This window comes from Paraburkholderia sp. J76 (assembly GCF_905220295.1).
Taxonomy (GTDB): domain Bacteria; phylum Pseudomonadota; class Gammaproteobacteria; order Burkholderiales; family Burkholderiaceae; genus Paraburkholderia.
Window position 1 is genome coordinate 108,738 of sequence record NZ_CAJMZJ010000016.1, and the last position, 18,117, is coordinate 126,854.

The window sequence follows — 18,117 nt, forward strand, 5'->3', positions numbered from 1 at the left end:
GCGTACCACGCCAGGCTGGTCCGATCTGGTGCATCTTGCCGCGCGCATGACGGCGCGCGACTGGCGCGCGGGCGAACTCACCATGCTGCTGTTCGCGCTCGTGCTCGCCGTGGCGGCGCTCGCCAGCGTGGGCTTTCTCGCGGACCGCCTGCAGCGCGGCCTCGAACGCGACGCCCGGCGCATGATCGCCGCCGATTTCATCGTGCGCGCCGATCATCCCGTCGATCCCATGTTCGCGCGCGAGGCGCAATCGCTCTCGCTGCGCACGGCGACTACCGCGATCTTCCCGAGCATGGTGAGTTCCGGTGCGCCGCAAACGGAGCCTGCCGCTTCCGGCGCGCCGGGCGCGACGGCCACGCGCCTTGCCGCCGTGAAGGCGGTTTCGGCGGATTACCCGTTGCGCGGCGCGTTGCGCATCGCCGCGGCGCCCGGCGCGCCCGATCACGCGGCGCAGGGCATTCCGCCGCCCGGTACCGTCTGGGTGGACGACGAACTGCTCGACGCGCTCAAACTGCACGTTGGCGATACGGTGAAGGTCGGCACGCGCACCTTCACCGTCAACGCGCTCATCACGAAAGAACTCGACCGCGGCTTTTCGTTCGTGAACTTCTCGCCGCGCCTCATGATGCGCGCCGACGAAGTCGCCTCGACCGGTCTGCTCGGCTACGGCAGCCGCGTGACTTATCGTCTGCTCGTGGCGGGCGCCGATCCGGCGGTCGCGCAGTTCGCCGCCTGGTCGCGTGCGCGCGTGGATGGCGGCAAGATGCGCGGCGTCGCGCTCGAATCGCTCCAGGACGGCCAGCCGCAGGTGCGCCAGACGCTCGATCGCGCGCGCCACTTCCTCACGCTCGTTTCGCTCCTCACGGCGCTGCTCGCGGCGGTGGCGATCGCGATGGCCGCGCATCGCTACACGCGCCGCCATCTCGACGCCTGCGCCGCGATGCGCTGCCTCGGCGCGAGCCAACGCACGCTGCGCACGCTGTTCGTGCTGGAGTTCGCCGGGCTCGGGCTAGTGGGCGGCGCGGTGGGCGTCGCGCTCGGCTATGCGGGGCATCTCGCGCTGCTGGCGTGGCTCGGCAATCTTATCGACGTCGTTCTTCCGCAGCCTGGACCGTTGCCCTTGCTCGAAGGCATCGCCGCGGGCCTCGTGCTGCTGCTGGGCTTCGCGCTGCCGCCGCTGTTGCCGCTCACGCGCGTGCCGCCGGTGCGCGTGCTGCGCCGCGAGTGGGGCGACGAAGGACGCGCCGCGTGGGCGGCGTACGGTGTCGGCATTGCGCTGTTCGCGGGGCTGCTCGTGATCGCGGCGGGGGAGTTGAAGCTGGGCGGCATCGTCGCTGGCGGTTTCGCGATCGGGCTGCTCGTGTTCGCCGGCGTGGCGCGCGCGGCGCTCTGGTGCGCGGCGCGCGTGGCGCGCAGCGGGCGGCTCTCGGGCCAGGCGCGCGCGGGCGTGGGCTGGCGCTATGCGCTGGCGTCGCTCGAACGGCGGCCGGGCGCGAGCGCGCTGCAGATCACGGCGCTCGCCATCGGCCTCATGTGCCTCCTGCTGATCGCGATGACGCGCAACGACCTCGTCGAAGGCTGGCGCAAGTCCACGCCGCCGGATGCGCCCAACGAGTTTCTCATCGACATCCAGCCCGACCAGCGCGACGCCGTGGCGGCGTGGCTGCGCACGCATGGCATTGCCGGGGCCAACGATAGCGATCTCCAGCCGATGGTGCGCGGACGCCTCATCTCGATCAACGGCAAGCCCGTGAATCCCGACTCGTACAAGAGCGAGGACGCGCGCCGGCTCGTGGATCGCGAGTTCAATCTCTCGTACACGACGAAGCTGCCCGAGGACAATCGCATCGAGGCGGGCACGTGGTATGGCGATTCGGGCGCGCCGCAGCTTTCGATCGAGCAGGGGCTGGCGAAGCTCATCAACGTGAAACCCGGCGACGTGCTCAAGTTCGACGTCACGGGCCTCGAAGTCACGGCGCCCGTTACCAGCGTGCGCAAGCTGGACTGGGGCTCGTTCAAGGTCAACTTCTTCGTGCTGATGCCGCCCGGGTTGCTGCGCGATTTTCCGGCGACCTACATCACGAGTTTTCACCTGCCGCCCGGGCAGCGCGAAGTCGTGGACGGTCTCGTGGCGCGTTATCCCAACGTCACCGCGATCGACATCGCGCCGATTCTCGCGCAGATCGAACGCGTGCTGGAGCAGGTGATCGGCGCGGTGCAGTTCCTCTTTCTCTTCACGCTCGCAGCGGGCGTGCTGGTGCTCTACGCGGCGCTCGCGGGCACGCGCGACGAGCGCATGCGCGAGTCGGCGCTGCTGCGCGCGCTCGGCGCTTCGCACCGGCAGGTGCGCGCGGTGCAGGTGGCCGAATTCATCTCCGTGGGCGCGCTCGCGGGGCTCATGGCGGCGATCGGCGCGCAGGCGGTGGGCTCGGTGCTCGCCACGCACGTGTTTCTGTTCTATCTCCCGTTCGACCCGTGGCTGCTGCCGGCCGGCATTGCCGCCGGCGTGGTGTGCGCGGGCGTGGGCGGATGGATCAGTTTGCGGCACGTGCTCGCGCGTCCGGCGCTGCAGTCGCTTCGCGACGCGTAGTGCAGCAACGCGCGGCAACCCGCCACGCGCCGCTATGCGAAAATCGCTGGTTTGCGGCGGCGCAATTTGACGCGTTGCCGTCCCTCTTTTTTCCCTTGATTCAACCGTATGACCGATCCAGCCGACGAAGCGCCGCAGCAACCCACGGCCTTCGAACTCGTCGGCGGCGAGGCGCGCGTGCGCGAACTCGTCGACCGCTTCTATGACCTGATGGACCTCGAGGCCGACTTCGCGGGCATTCGCGCGATGCATCCGCAAACGCTCGACGGCTCGCGCGACAAGCTGTTCTGGTTCCTCTGCGGCTGGCTCGGCGGCCCGGACCACTATATCGAACGCTTCGGTCATCCGCGCCTGCGCGCGCGCCATCTGCCGTTCGCGATCGCCTCGTCCGAGCGCGACCAATGGCTGCGCTGCATGGCCTGGGCGATGGAAGACGTCGGCCTGTCCGAGCCGCTGCGCGAGCGCCTGCTGCACTCGTTTTTCGATACCGCCGACTGGATGCGCAATCATCCGGGCTGATGGCGGGCGCGGCCGCGCCCGATTGTGCCGGTCCGCGGGCCGGTACAGTCAGGCGCTGACGCACGAGGTCCGTCCAGCGGGGCGTTTCACGACGCGGCCATAATGCCTCTTTGACCGATGGCTGTGTACGGCAGCCAGCACCAGGCGGCCAGCCCCGAGCACAACAAGGAGACACCACCATGACGACCACCCGCGCGCTCTTTCGCGAAGACGCCTATCTCACGCAGTGCGAAGCGACCGTGCTCGCCGTTGGCGAGGACGGCGTGCGCCTCGACCAGACCGTGTTCTATCCGCTAGGCGGCGGGCAGGCCGGCGATGCCGGCGCACTGTTGCTCGCCGACGGCACGCGCATCGAGATTGCCGACACACGCAAGGCGAAATTCGAAGGCGCGACGCCCGACGACGCGCTGCACGTTCCCGCGCCCGGCCAGGAGGCGCTGCTCGCGCGTCTCGCCGCGGGCGAGCGCGTGCGCGCCGAGATCGACTGGGCGCGCCGCCACCGGCACATGCGCCTGCATACGGCGAGCCACCTGATGTGCGCGGTGCTGCCGTACCCCGTGGACGGCTGCAGCATCACGACCGACTATGCGCGGCTCGACTTCGCGACCGTCGAGCCGATCGAGCGCGACATGGTGGAGGCGCGCCTGGCCGAACTCGTTTCGGGCGCGCATGCGGTGGCGACCGAATGGATCACCGACGAAGAGATGGCGCAACGCCCCGAACTCGTACGCACGATGAGCGTGAAGCCGCCGATGGGCCTCGGCCGCGTGCGTCTCTTGCGTATCGATAACGTCGATCTGCAGCCTTGCGGCGGCACGCACGTGCGCAACACGCAGGAGATCGGCGCGCTGCGCGTGGCTAAGCTCGAAAAGAAGAGCGCGCGCACGCGGCGTCTCGTGCTGGAACTGGCGTAATGAATCTCGACGCGCGTGCGCGCGACGTGCTCGACTTCTGGTTCGGCGCGCCGGGATCGGAGGAGTTCGGCAGCGAGCGCAAGATGTGGTTCCGCAAGAACGCGGCGTTCGACGCCACGCTGCGCGAACGCTTCGGCGCGCTGCTCGACGCCGCCTGCGCGGGCGAACTCGACGCATGGTGCGAAACGCCCGAAGGCGCGCTCGCGCTCGTGATCGTGCTCGACCAGTTCTCGCGCAACTGCCATCGCGGCACGCCGCGCGCGTTCTGCGCGGACGACAAGGCGCTTCGCATCGCGCGCGCGATGGTGGCGAGCGGCGCGGATCGGCGTTTGCCTACGCTGCAGCACCGCTCATTTGCGTATCTGCCGTTCGAGCATGCCGAAGACGCCGAAGCGCAGCGCGAATCGCTGCGGCTCTTCGGCGAACTGGCGCAGGATCCTGAAGCAAAGGACTACTACGATTACGCGGTGCGCCACGCGAATATCATCGAGCGCTTCGGGCGCTTTCCGCATCGCAATGGGCAACTCGGGCGCGTATCCACCGACGAAGAAACCGCGTTCCTGCGCGAGCGCGGCTCGTCGTTCTAGCTGAAACCGGCGAGCGTTCCCTAACGCCCGCCGCTCACATCGAGCAGGGCGCCCGTGACATACGACGCCGCGTCGCTCAGCAACCACTGAATCGTTTGCGCGACTTCGTCGGCGCTGCCGGGCCGGCCGAGCGGCGTTTGCGCGCCGAGCACGGCGGCGCGATCGGGGCGGCCGCCGCTCGCGTGGATTTCGGTGTCGATGAGGCCCGGGCGCACGGCGTTCACGCGCACGCCCTGCGGGCCGAGTTCCTTCGCGAGGCCGATCGTCATCGTATCGACGGCGCCTTTCGACGACGCATAGTCGACATATTCGTTGGGCGAGCCCAACCGCGCGGCCGCCGAAGAGACATTCACGATCGAGCCGCCGTCGCCGCCGCGATCCTTGGACATGCGCCGCGCCGCTTCGCGCGCGCACAGAAACGCGCCGTACACGTTCACGTCGAACATGCGTTTCAGACGCTCGGCGCTCATGTCGGCGACCTGGCTGCCGGGCGCGACGATGCCCGCGTTGTTCACGAGCGCATCGATGCGGCCGTAGGCCGATTCGAGCGCGTCGAACATCGCGATCACGTCCGTCTCGCTCGCCACGTCGCCGCGCAGCACGCGCGCGTGGCCGCCGGCGCGGCCCACTTCGGCGGCGGTTTCGTCGGCGGCCGGTTCGTTATGCAGATAGTTGACGCCCACGGTCCAGCCTTGTGCGCCAAGCAGGCGCGCCGTCGCGCGGCCGATGCCGCGGCTCGCGCCGGTGATCAGGACAACCTTGCTCATCGCGACGTACTCATGTTCGTGATTACGGTTTGCCGAGGGAGCCGCGCCACGCGGCTGGATCAAACGTTCTCGCGCAAGTCCGCCCACTTGTCCTTCGCGGGCGCGTGATAGCGCTTGAGTTTGGCGATCAGCGCGACGGGGTCGCTGTCGGTTTGCAGCATGTCGAGGTAGGCCTCGCGCATGAAGCCTTCGCGCACCGTGTGATCGAGCAACGCCATCAGCGGATCGTAAAAGCCGCTGATGTTCAGCACGCCCACGGGTTTGCGGTGATAGCCGAGCTGCGCCCAGGTATAGACCTCGAACAGCTCTTCGAGCGTGCCCGCGCCGCCCGGCATCGCGACGAAGGCGTCGGAGAGATCGGCCATCATTTTCTTGCGGTGGTGCATGTCGGGCACGACGTGCAGCTCGGTGAGGCCCGCATGGCCCACTTCCTTGTCCACGAGCAGCTCGGGGATCACGCCGATGGCGCGCCCGCCGCCCGCCATCACGGTGTCGGCGATCACGCCCATCAGGCCCACCTTGCCGCCGCCGTAGACGAGCGCGAGGTTCGCGTCGAGGAGCGCGCGGCCAAAGGCCTGTGCGGCTTCGGTATAAACCGGATTGGCTCCAAACGAGGAGCCGCAATAGACGCAGACTGCTTTCATTCGGCTTTGGCCTTTATTCCCGGTTGTCTTTCGCGGCGCCCGCGCCTTCGCGCGGCGGCAGGTAGTCGTAGAACTCGCGCTTGGGCAGCTTGCCCGAGACGAGGTCGTCGAACAGCTCGCGCGCGCGGCCGCGCAGATACGGCGCCATCAGCGAGACGATCTGCACGCTCACCTGGTGCAGCTCGTCGCGAATCGCTTCCTGGTCGTTGTACTTGCGCGGGTTCATCACGAACTGGTACGAAAGCCAGTACGTGGCGATCACGCCGATATTGGTCGAGATCACGTCGATCTCGGCGGGCGTGGCGACCATGTCGCCGTCTTCCATGAGCTGCTCGCAGAACTGCTTCGCGAAGTGCACCTTGTGGCTGATGATCTGCTTGAAGTGCATCTCCAGCGTGCGGTTGCGCGCGAGCAGGTCGTTCAGGTCGCGATAGAGAAAGCGGTAGCGCCACGTGAAATCGACCATGTACTGCAGGTACGCCCACATCTCGTCGATGGTGGCGCGATGGTCTTCGGGAAAACGCAGACGCTTTTCGATCTCCTGCTCGAACTGGCTGAAGATGCTGTTGATGATGTCGTCTTTGTTGCGGAAGTGGTAGTACAGGTTGCCTGGACTGATCTCCATTTCCTCGGCGATGGTCGTCGTGGTGACGTTCGGCTCGCCGATCTCGTTGAACAGTTTCAGCGACAGCTCGAGAATCCGTTCGCGTGTACGGCGGGGAGGTTTGGCATCCATGTCGTCCGGCCTTGAAAATGCTGTGCCGGGCCCGGGCGCCCGCTCGTATGTTGCGGTGCGCGCGGCCCGGCCGCGGTTGGTCGTTATAAGACTGTCGTTCGATTATAAACCGATGGCCCGCGCGCACCGACAGCTTGCGTCTGTCAGGCGCGTGGGGAAGAGGCGGGACCCGCGCGGGACGGAAGGCGTCGGACGCTAGAGTATGCCGATTCCGTGCAGCAGGAGCGGCCCGAAACGGGGCACGAGAATCAGCCCCCAGGTCATCACGCACAGCAGCAACGCGAGCGTGACCGCCGCGCTGCCGAGGTCCTTGGCGCGGCCCGAAAGCTCGTTGCGCTCGAGGCCGATGCGGTCCACCGCGTTTTCGATGCTCGAATTGAGCAACTCGACGATCAGCACGAGGATGATCGAGCCGAGCAGCAGCACGCGCTCGACGGGCTCGACCGGAATGAACACGCCGATGGGCACGAGGATGGCCGCGAGCGTCAGTTCCTGGCGAAACGCGCTTTCCTCGCGGATGGCCGCGCGAAAGCCCTTGATCGAGTACGTGAGTGCCTTCCATGCGCGGGTGACGCCGCGGTTGCCCTTGTACGGGTTCAAGGGCAGCGGAGCGAGGGGATCGTCGGGGCCGAGCGGTTCGTGCAGATGGGCGGGTTCGGGCGGCTCTTGCGCCGCGGCGCGCGCCGCGACGGGAGAAACCGCGGACGAAGCCGCCGGCGATGCAACGGGCGCAGCGGGATCGGCGTGCTCGCTCAGACGCGCGTCGGCGCGCGGGTCGAGCGCTTCGGCTGCGCGCGCGGCACGCGTCGATCCGCCGGCATTCTGGCGCACTGGCGGATTGGGACTGCGTGCGCTCTGGGCGCTATGCGGCGGTGACGGAGGACGTGGCGTCATGGCGGTGCGAGTAAGCGTCTCAGTATCGCACGCGCGGGAGGCGGGTGCGCCGGGGCCGTCCGTTTCCCCGGCGCACTGGCTGTCGATCGTGGCGCGGACCATCGCCGGCCCGGGGCTCAGGCGGCGGCGCTGGAGGGCTCCATCGTGGCGCGCGAGCGCGGCTTGAGATGCGCCGCGAATTGCTCGGAGGCCGCGCGCCACGAGAAGCGCTCGGCCCAGGCGCGCGCCTGCGCGCGATCGATCTTGAGCGCTTCGAGGCACGCGTCGCGCAGTTCTTCGTTCATCGCGCCAGCGCCGCCCGCGCCGAGCACGTCGATGGGGCCCGTCACCGGGTAGGCGGCCACCGGCGTGCCGCATGCGAGCGCTTCGAGCAGTACGAGGCCGAAGGTGTCGGTGCGGCTCGGGAACACGAAGACATCGGCGGCGGCGTAGACCTTCGCGAGTTCGGGCTGACTCAGGACACCCAGGTAATTCGCCTGGGGATAGCGCGACTTCAGTTCGGCCAGCGCCGGGCCTTCGCCGCACACCCATTTCGAACCGGGCAGATCGAGCTTCAGAAACGCCTCGACGTTCTTCTCCACCGCCACGCGGCCCACGTAGAGAAAGATGGGGCGCGCCGTGTTGAGCACCTTCGACTCCATCGGCCGGAAGATGTCGAGGTCCACGCCGCGCGTCCACAGCACGACGTTCGTGAAGCCGAACTTCTCGAGATCGGCCTTGACGACGGGCGTGGGCGCCATCACCGCAAGCGACGGCTTGTGGAACCAGCGCAGGAAACGGTACGTCGCCGCGAGCGGTACGCCGAAGCGCGCCTGCACGTACTCGGGAAAGCGCGTGTGATACGCGGTCGTGAATGGCAGGTCGTGGTCGATCGCGTAGCGGCGCGCGGCGAGGCCGAGCGGACCTTCGGTCGCGACGTGGATCGCGTCGGGCCCGAACGCGTTGATGCGCTCCCGCAGATGCCGCTTCGCAAACAGCGAGAGCCTGATTTCCGGGTACGTGGGGCACGGTATCGTGCGGAATTCCAGCGGCGTGAGCAGTTCGACCTGATGCCCGAGCGCGATGAGTTCGCGCGTCGTGTTCTTCAGGGTTCGAACCACGCCGTTCACCTGCGGCTCCCATGCATCGGTCACGATCATGACTTTCATCGGTCGTCGGCCCTCTCGTCGTTTTGACATGCTGTTGTCGCTGCGGAAACCGGCGCTCAAGCGGCGCTCACGCGCGCCTTGCGCGTGGCGGCCTGCGCTTGCGGCGCTTGCATCACGGTCCAGTAGACGATGCGCAACTCGCCCTCGAACGTCTCGACGAGCGCGGAAAGGCTCTCGACCCAGTCGCCGTCGTTGCAGTACAGGATGCCGTCGATGTCGCGGATCTCGGCCTTGTGGATGTGACCGCAGACCACGCCGTCGCAGCCGCGCCGGCGCGCTTCGTCGGTCATCACGCGCTCGAACGACGAGATGAAGTTCACCGCGTTCTTCACCTGGTGCTTGAGGTACTGCGAGAGCGACCAGTACTGGAAACCCAGCTTCGCGCGCACGCGGTTGAACCAGCGGTTGAGCAGAAGGATCACCGTGTACGCCGAGTCGCCGAGATAGGCGAGCCATTTCGCGTGCTGGATCACGCCGTCGAAGAGGTCCCCGTGCACGACCCACAGGCGCTTGCCGGTGAGCGTCGTGTGAAAGGCTTCCTCGCGCACGTGGATGTCGCCGAACGCGAGATTGCAGAACTGGCGCGCGCTCTCGTCGTGGTTGCCGGGAATGTAGATGACCTGGGTGCCCTTGCGCGCCTTGCGCAGCACCTTCTGCACGACGTCGTTGTGCGCCTGCGGCCAGTACCAGCCCTTCTTCAACTGCCATCCGTCGATGATGTCGCCGACGAGGTACAGATACTCCGACTCGTTATGGCGCAGAAAATCGAGCAGATACGGCGCCTGGCAGCCGCCCGTGCCGAGATGGATATCGGAGATCCAGATCGTGCGGTAGCGGGTGGGATCGGGATGATCGTCGTCGTGGGAGCCGGAGGCGGGGGTGTCGTCGATCGACGAGGGCGGCAGGGGCGTGGCGGGAAAGGAGGCTGCGCCGGGGGACGGGTGGAACGTGGCGGAGTCGGTGCCTCGTTCGGTGGTCTGCCGGAACAGGGTGGTCGCTGACGTCTTTTGGGCCATGGCGCGCGCGGCAGGTTGTAATACGCGCATTGCGCCATGCCGCCGTGACGGCAACATGACAGTCACGAGAAGCTCTCGTTACGGCCGCCCGGTCCCGTGAAGTTTTTTGCTGGCGCGCGTTACGCCTTCGCGCCCTGGCGCGCGATGGCGAGAATGCGAGTGCCCGCAATGCGGTCGTGAAGGAACTGGCGGTCGTGGGAGAAGCGCGCGCTGGCGGCCCAGATGACGAACCAGAAGGCTTCGAGCGCAAGCGTGTGCGGAATCGAAAGACCGAGCAGGGGATGCATCACGAGCGGCGGCAGAAACCAGAGCCACGCGGCGAGGTAGCGCAGCGTCGCGCGAGCGAGCGTGGGCGGCTTGCCGTCCGGGCCGACCACGCGCAGCCGCCAGGTCTTCATCGGCAACGTCTGGCCGCCCTTGTGCCAGAAGCCGACGAAATACACACCGGCCACGAAGACGATCCAGGCGCCCATTGCGTCGTGATGCGTGTAGCCGTTGCGCTGCTGCATGACGAGGCTGAACGCGAGCCCCGCGGCGAAGACGACGCCGAAAAGCAGCACGCCCTCGTAGACGAACGCGGCGAGGCGGCGACGAATGGAAACGGGCGCAGGTTCGACGGGTAGGACGACGGAGGACGGCAGGGCGGCGGCTTGGGCGCTTTCGGACACGATGGCGTCGGTTCGGGGACGGGACGCCCAAGCATAACCCCTCGCGCGGCGAAATGGCCGCAACGCCGCGGCGGGGTTAACGAGGGTTGGTATGGCCGAATCGGGAGCGCCAGGCGGACGCTTCAGGAGCCCTTGAATGCCGCGGGCGCTTCGGCGGGCGAAACGGGGATCGGCGTGGCCGGCACGAAGCTGCCGGCGGCGGGAATGCCCGACGCGAACGACGAAGCCACGGCCGGCTCGTTCGGCGCGCCAGGCGCCGAGGGTGCGAGGCCCGAGCCCGTGCTGCTGGCGCCAGCCGTGCCCGACGCCCCGGTGACGCCTGCGGGCGCATGCGGCAGACCGCGACGATCGCGCTCGTTGACGAGGCGCTCGATATCGCGAATTTCGCTCTTGTTGCCGCTGGGCGGTGCGCTCACGACGGTGGGCCGGCGCTTGTGCTCGCTCGCGGCAAGGCGCTCTTTCTGTTCCTCGGGGAGTTGCTGATAGGCCTTCCAGGCGCGCTGGCGCGCCTGCGCGGGCAATTCCTTGGAAACCTGATAGTTTTCCCGTGCAACGCGCCGTTGCTCCGGCGTCATGCGTACCCATTCGGCCATGCGTTCATGCAGGCGCTTTTGCGCTTCCGGCGACATCTTCGGGTAACGCGCGGCGATTTTCAGCCATTTGCGCTTGCGCTCGTCGCTGAAGCGGTCCCATTCAAGCGCGAACGGCGCGAGCGCCGCGTGCTGCGCCTCGCTCAGATGCCCCCACGCGAGCGGATCGGCCTGGCCGGCCAGCGGCGCGAATGCCGTCGTGATCGAGGTGTCGGCGGCGGGCGCCTTCACGGGCGCCGCCGCGCCAGCGGTGGTTTCGCTGACGGGCTCAGGGTGAAAGCGCGGGTAGGTCGCCACATACGACACGACTGCCGCGACCACACATCCAATGACAACGGCCAGGCCGCGCTTGTAACTCACCCCGTCGGTCTCCTGCTCAGATTTTCCTTAGTGCGCGCGCGTCAGATACGCGTTGAACCCGTGATCGAGGTAGGCCGTGAGCGGCAGATCGTCGCTCAGCATGGCCGCGTCGATATCGGCGAGTTCAGCGGTGCGTTGCTGATCTTCGAAATACGCAATGGCGAAGAGGCCCGCCACGAGCGCCGCGAGCGGCCAGGCGAGCGCGAAGCGCGCGAGCGCCGAACGGCGCCGCGCGGGCAGTTGCGCAGGCGCGCCGGACAGGCTGCCCACGCCGGCCGCGGCGAGCGCCGGTGCGCGCACGAACACGACCTCGGCCTTTTTGTGGGCGAGGGCGGTCTTGCGTGCGGCGGCGAGTCGGGCGGTGGTGGCGGCGGGCAGGTTGGCGGCGCTCTCGTCGAGCGCACGACGCATTTCCCGCACGAACGCCAGTTCTTTATTTTCGAGGGCGGAGCTCATAGCGTGATTCCTTTGGCCTTGAGCGCTTGCGCCAGCGTGTGGGTGGCCCGGGAGCAGTGCGTTTTCACGCTGCCTTCGGAGCAGCCCATTGCGGCGGCAGTCTCGGCGACATCCATATCCTCCCAGTAACGCATCAGAAACGCCTCCCGTTGACGTGCCGGTAATTTCTGGATTTCGTCGTCGATCATCTGGAGCACCTGGGCGCGCTCGATCTGCTGCTCGCTGCTCTCGGCGCCGGCCGTGCCCTGCTGGGCCTCGAACGTCTCGAGCGGATCGAACTCCTCGTCGTCGGCGTTGCCGAGCGACGAAAACAGGCTCACCCACGTATTGCGTACTTTCTGCCGACGAAAATAGTCGTGCATCGTATTTTGCAAAATACGCTGAAAGAGCAGGGGGAGTTCTGCGGCCGGGCGGTCTCCGTATTTTTCCGCGAGCTTGATCATCGCGTCCTGCACGATGTCGAGCGAGGCGTCGTCGTCCCTTACGGCGTAGACCGTCTGCTTGAACGCGCGTCTTTCGACGCCCGCCAGAAAGTCGGCGAGTTCCTTGTCTGATGCCATCCGTTGCAGGGCGCCGCTGCCAGCGTACGCGTAATCGTTCGAAAAATGTCGTAAAACTCGCGGATGCTAGCAAATTTTCGCGCCGGCAGGGGAGCGGGAAGGCCGCAAGACTGCTTCGCATCATGGATGCGCGCGCCGCGGCGGCTTTCCTGCTGGCCCCTCGCGGGCGCCGCGAGGTGTGCGCGCTATCGCAACGCCCGTACCCGCTTCCTTAATAATTGCTTGACCGGAAGACGTCGAGCCGCTATCTTCGACGGTTCGCAACATAAGTGACTTGTCTCAATTCGGATGTGGCCCAAGAAGCTCATCTGTCAACTGGACGCGCCGCTTGAACCCGAGCCACAAGCCCGGCAGAGAGCACCCGATCAAATTTTTGCCGAAATTTCGAAAGGTCAATGATGAACATGCCCAGCGCGGAATTCTCCACGTCGGTCCCCCCCTCGCAAGAATCTGACCCTCAAGCTCAAACTTCCATCGGCGGAACCGTGCTGATGAAGGCGCTCGCCGACGAGCAGGTCGAATTCATCTGGGGCTATCCCGGCGGCTCGGTGCTTTACATTTACGACGAGCTGTACAAGCAGGACAAAATCCAGCACGTTCTCGTGCGCCACGAGCAGGCTGCCGTGCACGCGGCGGACGCCTACGCGCGTTCGACCGGCAACGTCGGCGTGTGTCTCGTGACCTCGGGACCTGGCGTCACCAATGCGGTGACGGGCATCGCGACGGCCTATATGGACTCGATCCCGATGGTGATCATCAGCGGCCAGGTGCCTACCGCCGCGATTGGTCAGGACGCCTTCCAGGAGTGCGATACGGTCGGCATCACGCGTCCCTGCGTGAAGCACAACTTCCTCGTGAAGGACGTGCGCGACCTCGCCGCCACCGTCAAGAAAGCTTTTTACATTGCGCGCACCGGCCGTCCCGGCCCCGTGCTGATCGACATTCCGAAGGACGTGTCGAAGACGCCGTGCGCGTATGAACCGGTCAAAAACGTCGCGCTGCGCTCGTACAACCCGGTCACGAAGGGCCACTCGGGGCAGATCCGCAAGGCGGTGTCGCTGCTCCTCTCGGCCAAACGTCCGTACATCTACACCGGCGGCGGCATCATCCTCGCGGATGCGTCGCGCGAACTGAACCAGTTCGCCGACCTGCTCGGCTATCCGGTCACGAACACGCTGATGGGGCTGGGCGGCTACCGCGCGAGCGATCGCAAGTTCCTCGGCATGCTCGGCATGCACGGCACCTACGAAGCCAACATGGCCATGCAGCACTGCGACGTGCTGATCGCCATCGGCGCGCGTTTCGACGACCGCGTGATCGGCGACCCGGCGCACTTCGCTTCGCGTCCGCGCAAGATCATCCACATCGACATCGACCCTTCGTCGATCAGCAAGCGCGTGAAGGTCGATATCCCCATCGTCGGCGACGTGAAGGAAGTGCTCAAGGAACTCATCGAGCAGCTTCAGCATGCCGACCATGGTCCGGACACGGCCGCGCTCGCCGACTGGTGGAAGGACATCGAAGGCTGGCGCGAGAAGAACTGCCTGAAGTTCGACCGTTCGAGCGACATCATCAAGCCGCAGTACGTGGTGGAAAAAGCGTGGGAACTCACGGGCGGCAACGCCTTCGTGTGTTCGGACGTCGGCCAGCACCAGATGTGGGCCGCGCAGTTCTATCGCTTCAATCAGCCGCGCCGCTGGATCAATTCGGGCGGCCTCGGCACGATGGGCTTCGGCCTGCCGGCGGCGATGGGCGTGAAGATGGCGCACCCCGACGACGACGTGCTGTGCATCACGGGCGAAGGCTCGATCCAGATGTGCATTCAGGAGCTGTCGACCTGCAAGCAGTACGACACGCCCGTGAAGATCATCTCGCTGAACAACCGCTACCTCGGCATGGTCCGCCAGTGGCAGCAGATCGAATACAGCAAGCGCTATTCGCATTCGTACATGGATGCGCTGCCCGACTTCGTGAAGCTTGCCGAAGCGTACGGCCACGTCGGCATGCGGATCGAAAAGACGGCTGATGTGGAGCCGGCGCTCAAGGAAGCGCTGCGCCTGAAGGACCGCACGGTGTTCCTCGATTTCCAGACCGACCCTTCCGAGAATGTCTGGCCGATGGTACAGGCCGGCAAGGGCATCACCGAGATGCTGCTCGGCTCGGAAGACCTGTAACGGTATTTGCACGGCGCCGTTGCAATCCCGCGCGGCGCGCGCTCGCACAAAGGGCGCGCGGGTTCGCGGGAACGCAACGGCGACACGCTCAACTGGATAAATCGCGGATCACATCATGAGACACATCATTTCCGTTCTGCTGGAAAACGAGCCGGGCGCGCTTTCGCGCGTGGTCGGCCTCTTCTCCGCACGCGGCTACAACATTGAAACCTTGACGGTGGCGCCGACCGAAGACCGTTCGCTGTCGCGCATGACCATCGTTTCCATTGGCTCGGACGACGTGATCGAACAGATCACGAAGCATCTGAACCGCCTGATCGAGGTGGTGAAAGTGGTCGACCTTACCGAGGGCGCCCACATCGAGCGCGAGCTGATGCTGATCAAGGTAAGGGCGGTCGGCAAGGAACGTGAGGAGATGAAGCGGATGGCGGATATTTTCCGCGGCCGCATCATCGACGTCACCGAAAAGACCTACACGATCGAACTGACGGGCGCGAGCGACAAGCTCGACGCGTTCATCGAAGCGATCGATGCGACCGCGATTCTCGAAACCGTCCGTACGGGCGGCTCGGGCATCGGGCGCGGAGAGCGCATTCTGAAGGTGTGACCCGACCACAGTCGATCTTGCACCGGAACTTGACCGGATGCGTTTTTTCAACCGCATCCGGTGCAGCACAAGCTAATAGCAGTACCGAAATTCACCAGACTCTCGCCAAGGAACCAACATGAAAGTTTTCTACGACAAGGACGCCGATCTCTCCCTCATCAAGGGCAAGCAGGTCACGATCATCGGTTACGGCTCGCAAGGCCACGCACACGCGCTGAACCTGAAGGACAGCGGCGTGAACGTCACGGTCGGTCTGCGCAAGAACGGCGCATCGTGGAGCAAGGCTGAGAACGCCGGCCTGCAGGTCAAGGAAGTGGCCGAAGCAGTGAAGAACGCCGACGTCGTCATGATGCTGCTGCCCGACGAGCAGATCGCCGATGTCTACGCGAAGGAAGTCCACGCGAACATCAAGAACGGCGCAGCGCTCGCATTCGCGCACGGCTTCAACGTGCACTACGGCCAGGTGATCCCGCGCGCGGATCTGGACGTCATCATGATCGCCCCGAAGGCGCCGGGCCACACGGTTCGCGGCACGTACTCGCAAGGCGGCGGCGTGCCCCACCTGATCGCTGTGCACCAGGACAAGTCGGGTTCGGCGCGTGACATCGCCCTGTCGTACGCAGCGGCGAACGGCGGCGGCCGTGCCGGCATCATCGAAACGAACTTCCGCGAAGAAACCGAAACCGACCTGTTCGGCGAGCAAGCCGTGCTGTGCGGCGGTACGGTCGACCTGATCAAGGCTGGCTTCGAAACGCTGGTCGAAGCGGGCTACGCGCCGGAAATGGCGTACTTCGAGTGCCTGCACGAACTGAAGCTGATCGTCGACCTGATCTACGAAGGCGGCATCGCCAACATGAACTACTCGATCTCGAACAACGCCGAGTACGGCGAGTACGTGACGGGTCCGCGCGTCATCACGGCCGAAACGAAGAAGGTCATGAAGGAAGTCCTGAAGGACATCCAGACCGGCGAATACGCGAAGAGCTTCATCCTGGAAAACAAGGCCGGCGCACCGACGCTGCAATCGCGCCGCCGCCTCGGTTCCGAGCACCAGATCGAAGTGGTCGGTGCGAAGCTGCGCGCGATGATGCCGTGGATCGCCGCGAACAAGCTCGTCGACCAGTCGAAGAACTAATCTGACGGTGTAAGGCTGACTGCGCGTGCGGTTTTGTGCGGGCGCATATCAGTTTGATCTGAGTCAGACCCGAAAAAGCCGCCCAGGTGGGATGAACCCTGGGCGGCTTTTGCTATCCTACGGTTTTTAAAATAACAGCGAAGCCACCATGAATTACCCTCATCCGATCATCGCGCGCGAAGGCTGGCCGTTCATCGCCATTGCGGCCGTCGTGGCGCTCTTGATCCATGCGGTCGCAGGCTTCGGACTCGCATGGCCCTTCTGGCTGATCCTGATCTTCGTCGTTCAGTTCTTCCGCGATCCGCCGCGCCCGATCCCGAGCCAGGCCAACGCGGTGCTGTGCCCGGCGGACGGCCGCATTGTCGCCGTGGAAACGGCGCACGATCCGTATGCAAACCGTGAAGCGCTCAAGATCAGCGTGTTCATGAACGTGTTCAACGTGCACTCGCAGCGCTCGCCCGTGGATGGCGCCGTCGCCAAGGTCGAGTATTTCCCGGGCGCGTACCTGAACGCCGCCATCGACAAGGCTTCCACCGAGAACGAGCGCAACGCCGTGGTCCTGACGATGGCCGACGGCACGACCGTGACTTCGGTGCAGATCGCGGGCCTCATCGCGCGCCGCATTCTTTGCTACGTGCGCGCCGGCGAGCCGCTTTCGCGCGGCCAGCGGTATGGTTTCATCCGCTTCGGCTCGCGCGTCGATGTCTACCTGCCCGTGGGCAGCCGCCCGCGCGTGTCGATTGGCGAGAAGGTGTCCGCCTCGTCGACGATCCTTGCCGAACTGCCGACCCAATCGGCATAAAGGAGGGCCGCGATGGCCGGATTCAAACAGCGTCGACCCCGTAACCCCGCTGGCGCGCCGCTGCCGCGGCCGTTCCGGCGCAACAAGGCCGTGCAGGAACCCATGGGCGTCGCCGCGAACCGGCGCGCGGCGCGCCAGGAATTCCTGAAGAAACGAGGCATTTACCTGCTGCCCAACGCGTTCACCACGGCGGCGCTCTTCTGCGGCTTCTTCGCGGTCGTGCAGGCCATGAACGTGCGCTTCGAGGTGGCGGCCATCGCCATTTTCGTGGCGATGGTGCTCGACGGCATGGACGGGCGCGTCGCGCGCATGACGCACTCCCAGAGCGCGTTCGGCGAGCAGTTCGACAGCCTCTCGGACATGGTGTCGTTCGGCGTCGCGCCCGCGCTCGTGATGTACGAGTGGGTGCTCAAGGATCTCGGGCGCTGGGGCTGGCTCGCGGCTTTCGTCTACTGTTCGGGCGCGGCGCTGCGGCTTGCGCGCTTCAATACGAACATCGGCGTGGTGGACAAGCGCTTCTTCCAGGGCCTGCCGAGTCCGGCCGCCGCCGCGCTCATCGCAGGCTTCGTCTGGCTCGCCACCGACAACCGCGTGCCCGTGAAACTCGCGTGGCTGCCTTGGGTGGCCTTCGTGCTGACGATCTACGCGGGCGTGACGATGGTGTCCAACGCGCCGTTCTATAGCGGCAAGGCGCTGGACGTGCGCCATCGCGTGCCGTTCGCGGCCACGCTGCTCGTGGTGGTGGCGTTCGTGCTGGTGTCGTCCGACCCGCCGTTGATGCTGTTCGGCCTGTTCGTGCTGTATGGCCTCTCGGGCTATGTTTTCTGGGCCTACCAGGGGCTGCGCGGGCGCTCGAACCCGGCGCGTTCGTCGCCGCGCGAGCGGTAGGGCGCGGATGCGGGAGTGACCGAAGGAGGGCTGTGCGTGAGCACGGCCCTTTTTCTTTTTGC

19 protein-coding genes are annotated in these 18,117 nt (G+C 66.1%); 9 read left to right on the plus strand and 10 right to left on the minus strand.

The window, feature by feature from the left end; genetic code table 11:
- Nucleotides 1-46 precede the first annotated feature (46 nt).
- From U5768_RS26450 to U5768_RS26465, 4 genes are all read left to right on the plus strand, one after another.
- The gene (locus tag U5768_RS26450; protein ID WP_322033391.1) at nucleotides 47-2,590 is read left to right on the plus strand and encodes an ABC transporter permease; all 2,544 of its coding nucleotides are present in this window, start codon (nucleotides 47-49) and stop codon (nucleotides 2,588-2,590) included.
- A 108-nt stretch (nucleotides 2,591-2,698) separates the two neighbouring features.
- The gene (locus U5768_RS26455) at nucleotides 2,699-3,109 is read left to right on the plus strand and encodes a group II truncated hemoglobin (RefSeq protein ID WP_322033334.1); all 411 of its coding nucleotides are present in this window, start codon (nucleotides 2,699-2,701) and stop codon (nucleotides 3,107-3,109) included.
- Between the two features lie 179 nt (nucleotides 3,110-3,288).
- On the plus strand, nucleotides 3,289-4,023 hold the full coding sequence (locus tag U5768_RS26460; RefSeq protein ID WP_322033335.1) for an alanyl-tRNA editing protein: 735 nt from the start codon (nucleotides 3,289-3,291) through the stop codon (nucleotides 4,021-4,023).
- The gene (locus U5768_RS26465; protein ID WP_322033336.1) at nucleotides 4,023-4,610 is read left to right on the plus strand and encodes a DUF924 family protein; all 588 of its coding nucleotides are present in this window, start codon (nucleotides 4,023-4,025) and stop codon (nucleotides 4,608-4,610) included. The genes U5768_RS26460 and U5768_RS26465 overlap by 1 nt, the downstream gene beginning before the upstream one ends.
- A 20-nt stretch (nucleotides 4,611-4,630) precedes the next feature.
- Here the strand turns inward: U5768_RS26465 and U5768_RS26470 are convergent, their stop codons facing one another.
- The 10 genes from U5768_RS26470 to U5768_RS26515 form a co-directional block, all read right to left on the minus strand.
- Entirely contained in the window at nucleotides 4,631-5,377 is a 747-nt protein-coding gene (locus U5768_RS26470) for an SDR family oxidoreductase (protein ID WP_322033337.1), read from the minus strand.
- Between the two features lie 59 nt (nucleotides 5,378-5,436).
- On the minus strand, nucleotides 5,437-6,021 hold the full coding sequence (locus U5768_RS26475; protein ID WP_322033338.1) for a TIGR00730 family Rossman fold protein: 585 nt from the start codon (nucleotides 6,019-6,021) through the stop codon (nucleotides 5,437-5,439).
- A gap of 13 nt (nucleotides 6,022-6,034) precedes the next feature.
- Nucleotides 6,035-6,757, minus strand: a complete 723-nt coding sequence (locus U5768_RS26480) for a TetR/AcrR family transcriptional regulator (protein ID WP_254336471.1) — start codon at nucleotides 6,755-6,757, stop codon at nucleotides 6,035-6,037.
- 195 nt (nucleotides 6,758-6,952) lie between these two features.
- Entirely contained in the window at nucleotides 6,953-7,513 is a 561-nt protein-coding gene (locus U5768_RS26485; protein WP_415913977.1) for a diacylglycerol kinase, read from the minus strand.
- A gap of 254 nt (nucleotides 7,514-7,767) precedes the next feature.
- Nucleotides 7,768-8,799 carry a glycosyltransferase family 1 protein gene (locus U5768_RS26490; RefSeq protein ID WP_322033340.1) on the minus strand — a complete coding sequence of 344 codons (1,032 nt, stop codon included), beginning with the start codon at nucleotides 8,797-8,799 and terminating at the stop codon, nucleotides 7,768-7,770.
- A 56-nt stretch (nucleotides 8,800-8,855) separates the two neighbouring features.
- Nucleotides 8,856-9,815, minus strand: a complete 960-nt coding sequence (locus tag U5768_RS26495) for a UDP-2,3-diacylglucosamine diphosphatase (RefSeq protein ID WP_322033341.1) — start codon at nucleotides 9,813-9,815, stop codon at nucleotides 8,856-8,858.
- Nucleotides 9,816-9,934: 119 nt separating this feature from the next.
- A complete protein-coding gene (locus U5768_RS26500; protein ID WP_322033342.1) occupies nucleotides 9,935-10,483 on the minus strand; it encodes an RDD family protein in 549 nt (182 codons plus the stop codon).
- A gap of 122 nt (nucleotides 10,484-10,605) precedes the next feature.
- A complete protein-coding gene (locus tag U5768_RS26505; protein WP_322033343.1) occupies nucleotides 10,606-11,433 on the minus strand; it encodes a DUF3106 domain-containing protein in 828 nt (275 codons plus the stop codon).
- Between the two features lie 27 nt (nucleotides 11,434-11,460).
- Nucleotides 11,461-11,889 carry a DUF3619 family protein gene (locus tag U5768_RS26510; RefSeq protein WP_322033344.1) on the minus strand — a complete coding sequence of 143 codons (429 nt, stop codon included), beginning with the start codon at nucleotides 11,887-11,889 and terminating at the stop codon, nucleotides 11,461-11,463.
- On the minus strand, nucleotides 11,886-12,449 hold the full coding sequence (locus U5768_RS26515; protein WP_254357578.1) for an RNA polymerase sigma factor: 564 nt from the start codon (nucleotides 12,447-12,449) through the stop codon (nucleotides 11,886-11,888). Before U5768_RS26515 ends, U5768_RS26510 begins: the two co-directional genes overlap by 4 nt.
- Before the next feature lie 398 nt (nucleotides 12,450-12,847).
- Between U5768_RS26515 and U5768_RS26520 the strand changes: the two genes are divergently transcribed.
- The 5 genes from U5768_RS26520 to pssA all read left to right on the plus strand — a co-directional run bounded on the left by U5768_RS26520 (nucleotide 12,848) and on the right by pssA (nucleotide 18,055).
- On the plus strand, nucleotides 12,848-14,623 hold the full coding sequence (locus tag U5768_RS26520) for an acetolactate synthase 3 catalytic subunit (RefSeq protein ID WP_322033392.1): 1,776 nt from the start codon (nucleotides 12,848-12,850) through the stop codon (nucleotides 14,621-14,623).
- A 115-nt stretch (nucleotides 14,624-14,738) separates the two neighbouring features.
- Nucleotides 14,739-15,230: an acetolactate synthase small subunit gene (ilvN, locus tag U5768_RS26525; RefSeq protein ID WP_027795483.1), complete on the plus strand. Its 492-nt coding sequence runs from the start codon at nucleotides 14,739-14,741 to the stop codon at nucleotides 15,228-15,230.
- Between the two features lie 118 nt (nucleotides 15,231-15,348).
- Nucleotides 15,349-16,365, plus strand: a complete 1,017-nt coding sequence (gene ilvC, locus U5768_RS26530) for a ketol-acid reductoisomerase (RefSeq protein ID WP_322033345.1) — start codon at nucleotides 15,349-15,351, stop codon at nucleotides 16,363-16,365.
- 148 nt (nucleotides 16,366-16,513) lie between these two features.
- Entirely contained in the window at nucleotides 16,514-17,167 is a 654-nt protein-coding gene (locus U5768_RS26535) for a phosphatidylserine decarboxylase (RefSeq protein ID WP_028205688.1), read from the plus strand.
- Nucleotides 17,168-17,179: 12 nt separating this feature from the next.
- The gene (pssA, locus tag U5768_RS26540) at nucleotides 17,180-18,055 is read left to right on the plus strand and encodes a CDP-diacylglycerol--serine O-phosphatidyltransferase (protein ID WP_322033346.1); all 876 of its coding nucleotides are present in this window, start codon (nucleotides 17,180-17,182) and stop codon (nucleotides 18,053-18,055) included.
- Nucleotides 18,056-18,117: the final 62 nt, after the last annotated feature.